Origin of the sequence: Pseudobutyrivibrio sp. OR37, assembly GCF_900113655.1 — a bacterium.
Lineage (GTDB): Bacteria > Bacillota > Clostridia > Lachnospirales > Lachnospiraceae > Pseudobutyrivibrio.
Genome location: NZ_FOQF01000061.1, coordinates 1 through 4,388 on the forward strand (window position 1 = coordinate 1; position 4,388 = coordinate 4,388).

The window sequence follows — 4,388 nt, forward strand, 5'->3', positions numbered from 1 at the left end:
TGCGGTAACGCATTCAGCTGATGAATACTAATAGATCGAAGGTTTATTCTAAAAGAAAAGAATGTAGCAAAAATCGGAAGAGTAAGATTTACTGTGTGAAGTTTTGAGGTTGCTATCGAATAGATGGTTTACCCATTTGGGGGCGTAGCTCAGTTGGGAGAGCACCTGCCTTGCAAGCAGGGGGTCAAGAGTTCGAATCTCTCCGTCTCCACTTTCCTTCGGGAGAGAAATATTCCTCAATAGCTCAGTTGGTAGAGCACTCGGCTGTTAACCGAGTTGTCGTAGGTTCGAGTCCTACTTGGGGAGCTTAATGCCGATGTGGCTCAATTGGCAGAGCAGCTGATTTGTAATCAGCAGGTTATCGGTTCGAGTCCGATCATCGGCTTCATATTCATCGGGGTGTGGCTCAGTTTGGCTAGAGCACCTGGTTTGGGACCAGGGGGTCGCAGGTTCGAATCCTGTCACCCCGATTTAAAAAATATATGCGGGTGTGGTTCAATGGTAGAACATCAGCCTTCCAAGCTGAATACGTGGGTTCGATTCCCATCACCCGCTCTTAAATTAAATAATATGCGCGATTAGCTCAGCTGGCAGAGCACCTGACTCTTAATCAGGGTGTCCAGGGTTCGAACCCCTGATCGCGCACTGCAGAGTTCTTCGTTTATTAACGAAGAACTTTTTTATTGGAAATTATGTTCTAAAATTAATACTTAATTGACAAATCCAAAACGTGATATTATTATAATAATCTACGTAACAATGCTAATATATAACGCATGAGGATATTATGAATGGAAGGAACTTTATATGATAAAGTAGTTGCAGCTATAGAGAATAATGAGCTGCAGGCATATTATCAACCACAATACAACCCTAAAAAGGGTGTTATTGGAGGAGCAGAGGCTTTAGTACGATGGATTAAACCTGATGGGATAATTATTCCACCTAATCAGTTTATCCCAGAACTTGAAGATAAAGGACAGGTAAGTATTGTCGATTGGTTTATAGCAGAAGAAGCTTGTAAGCTAATCAATGAACTAAAGGAAAAAGCTGTAAAAATAAGTGTTAATTTTGGTAGAGAACATGCTAAAGACGCTAATTTTATTGAAAAACTTGATAATATTTTACAAGTCTATGGTGTTGAAAAGAATCTATTTGGAATTGAAATTACAGAATCTGATGTTGTAGCCGATAAAGATGATGTAATTGCTTGGGTTAATCGTATAGTTGAAGCGGGTTATACAGTTTCAATAGATGATTTTGGTTCGGGAATGTCATCACTTTCTTTTGTAAAGGATGTTCCAGCCAATGTATTAAAGATTGATAAGTCTTTTTTAGAGGATAATTGTGAATCAGAAAAGGGTAGAATTACTTTAGAATCAGTATTCTATATGTCACATAGATTACGTTTAACTACTGTTGTAGAAGGTGTTGAGACAAAAGAACAATTAGATTTTATCAATACATGCGATTGTGATTATATTCAGGGATATATTTTCTCTAAGCCTGTTTCACGTGATGAATTTTATGTTATGTGTACAGAAGAGGCTCCAATTTCAGTAGATTACATTGATCCTTTTAGAAATTCCACTGCATTTGGACAGATTAGAGTTCTTGTTGATGCTGTATATAAGAAGTTCCCACTTATAATATTTATAAACCTTACTAGAAATAGTTATCATATCATGAAGAAAGAGAACTATATTGAAACCTCAATACCTGCCACAGGTAGTTATGACGAAGGGTATAATTTGGTTAAGTCATATTGTTCACCAGAAGATTACGAAGCATTGGAAAAAGCTTTTTTAAGGGAAAATTTATTAGATGCATATGCTAGGGGCGAAAAACGTGTGCTTCGTATTGTTCGTCAGTGTGATACAAGGGGTTCTTATCATAGAATAGCAATAGAAGACTATTTCATGGAAAATCCTGATAGTAACGATATATTTATGGTAACTTTTTTGCATAATGTAGATTTTAATGAAGAAACCTATGTTGGCGATACTAGATCTCCTATTCTTGATAGTTATAGCATAGATTGGCACTTATAGAAAAAACCACTTCAATTTTGAAGTGGTTTTTTAGAATAATTTTATATTTGTTATTACCAAACAGTAATAGCATTCTTGCTATAATCAGCAAATGGACCAGGAATAGGTTTTATTGATCGATGATTTCCAAAATAATCTTTATCAAAAACAATAGGGGTACCATCTGGATTTTCAAAAGCTTGTTCAGGTTCAAATGCAAGTCCAAGTGATTCTGTAGAAATCAGATTTCCGTAAAAATTATTTATAATATTATTGAGTTTGTTTTTAAAGATATAATTTCCATCTTTTATTTCCAATATAATTTCTGGGTTATAGTCTGGAGCTTCTAATTTGTTTACTTCATTTTTATACACATTTGCACCATTTAGATAAACATTTCCATCTATCCACACAGGAAGGTGTCCAAAATGAGCTTCAGCTAATCCACCCATGTCAGGGTCAGTATTTGCTGAAAATGGTTTATACCACTCTTCATAAGTTGGGAATATATCAAAAGGAGCTGTTCCAACTTCTTGATAATCTGCATCAGCAGCTGTTTTTGTATTATCTGTAATTGGATACTGTTGTACAAAAATATTGTTGTATATTCTATCATCTCCATGAAGAATAGTCATAAAACCAGCTACTTCAGTCCTGTGTCTAATATGATATGGAGTATAACGAGGTTCACGTTGGTTATTGATAATACTGTCAACACCAGAGTTAATTAGACTGAAGCTTCCTAGCACTAAGTTGTGAACACAGGCTATTCCTTCACTAGGAATGGTAATAGCTACAGGTGAAAGAAGTAAATTGTTATCTATAAGTGTTGGTCCATGTCCAACCTCAACAAACACATCGGTATTAAACATTGCTCCGTCAGCTTGTTCAATGCATCTTGGACGACAGTTATCATGCATAAGATTTCCACTAACTCTTGCACCCTGAGCTTCCCAGTCAAGCCATATTCCCATTATGTTGTTGTGAATATGATTTCTTCGTATAGTAACATCAATAGCTGCGTGGAGCTTTATTCCGGCAGTTTCTGCACCTCCAAGTTGTTGAGAGTTACAGATATGATGGATATGACAATCTTCAATAGTAGAGAAGACACCTCCCATTCGACCTACGATTCCTGTCTGTTCACAGTGATGAATATTGCAACGTCTTATAATATGATGCCCGACGTTTTCTTTTAACCAGCCATGATATTGCCCTCTGCATACCGCATCTCTTTCCATTTGTGTGGGACTTTTTACTTTTTTTACAGTAAAGTACATATCATTTTCAGAGTCCAAATATTTTCCTAGAGATATTCCACAACAACGGCTACCATAGATTTCGCAATCTTCTATAATCCATCCCTTACTCCAATGTGGACCAATCATACCATCCTGGTAAGCAGCAGGTGGAGCCCAGGTTGTAGCAGCTTTATTGATATTAAATCCACTTACTGTAATGTAGTTAATCCCATTTTCATCAGGCATAAAACAATTTCTTCTAACAAGAATCTCAACATTTTCTTTGTTTGGATCTAGCCCCTGGAAATTAGCATATAAGATGGTTTCATTACTATCTTTATCTTGTTCAGTAAACCATAGATATGATGCATCCTGTTGATTCCAAGCAAAAGGATTTGGTTCACCTTTTTTGCAATCATCAATTGAATCACATTCATACATCATATTATCGTTAAGGAAAACGGCACCAGTATGTCTTATTTTTGGAGAAAAGTACCAATCTCCATATACTCTTGTAGTATATGGATTATAGTCAGCAAAAACATCATTGTTCACCCTTACAGTCCATAAGTTCCCCTCGAGTTTTTTCCAACCACATATTTCCTCGGCCCCAGTAATTATAGCGCCTAATTTTTCAATTGATTTATACACAATTGGAGCGTCTTTTGTTCCAGCGTTGGCAGGTGTAACCTTTTCTCTATAAATACCACTTGCAACTAAAACTTCATCTCCGGCTACAGCGATTTTAGCTGCGTCACAAATATGTTTAAAAGGCCTTTTCTTAGAGCCATCACCATCGCGGAAAGCATTTGTATCAACATAATAAATCATAGTAAACTCCTTTCGGTAATAGTTTTTTGTATGTATATTTTCATCTAAGCTATCTTAGCAATAAACACATAAAGTTTTGATTTATACAGGGGAAAGTATAGAAATAAATTAATCACAATAAGTACCAAAAATACAATCTTGAGTAATTGATTAAAATGTTAGCACAATTCACACAAAAAGACTGTTTTGGACAAATAGATTTACTTTGGTAAAATACTCAAAAAAGGCTTTACAACTACAATTCTAGGTGATATTATAATCGAGCACTGAGGGACAGCAAGTCACA

General features: G+C 35.8%; 2 protein-coding genes and 6 tRNA genes. 7 read left to right on the forward strand and 1 reads right to left on the reverse strand.

Annotation, left to right across the window (positions count from 1 at the left end; all coding sequences use genetic code 11):
• Nucleotides 1-138 precede the first annotated feature (138 nt).
• The 7 genes from BM097_RS15670 (at nt 139) to BM097_RS15700 (ending at nt 2,051) form a co-directional block, all read left to right on the forward strand.
• A tRNA-Ala gene (locus tag BM097_RS15670) sits at nt 139-211 on the forward strand.
• 22 nt (nt 212-233) lie between these two features.
• Nucleotides 234-306, forward strand: a tRNA-Asn gene (locus BM097_RS15675).
• Nucleotides 307-312: 6 nt separating this feature from the next.
• A tRNA-Thr gene (locus BM097_RS15680) sits at nt 313-385 on the forward strand.
• Nucleotides 386-395: 10 nt separating this feature from the next.
• Nucleotides 396-470 (forward strand) — tRNA-Pro (locus BM097_RS15685).
• A gap of 14 nt (nt 471-484) precedes the next feature.
• Nucleotides 485-555 (forward strand) — tRNA-Gly (locus BM097_RS15690).
• 17 nt (nt 556-572) lie between these two features.
• A tRNA-Lys gene (locus BM097_RS15695) sits at nt 573-645 on the forward strand.
• A 146-nt stretch (nt 646-791) separates the two neighbouring features.
• Complete coding sequence (locus tag BM097_RS15700; RefSeq protein WP_090552597.1) at nt 792-2,051, forward strand: EAL domain-containing protein; 1,260 nt, start codon at nt 792-794, stop codon at nt 2,049-2,051.
• A 53-nt stretch (nt 2,052-2,104) separates the two neighbouring features.
• Here the strand turns inward: BM097_RS15700 and BM097_RS15705 are convergent, their stop codons facing one another.
• Entirely contained in the window at nt 2,105-4,102 is a 1,998-nt protein-coding gene (locus BM097_RS15705) for a right-handed parallel beta-helix repeat-containing protein (RefSeq protein WP_090552600.1), read from the reverse strand.
• Nucleotides 4,103-4,388 lie beyond the last annotated feature (286 nt).

What these genes read in the sequence shown, in the direction of transcription:
- BM097_RS15700 (WP_090552597.1), top strand. Translation starts at nt 792, where the DNA reads ATGGAAGGAACTTTATATGATAAAGTAGTTGCAGCTATAGAGAATAAT.
- BM097_RS15705 (WP_090552600.1), bottom strand. Translation starts at nt 4,102, where the DNA reads ATGATTTATTATGTTGATACAAATGCTTTCCGCGATGGTGATGGCTCT.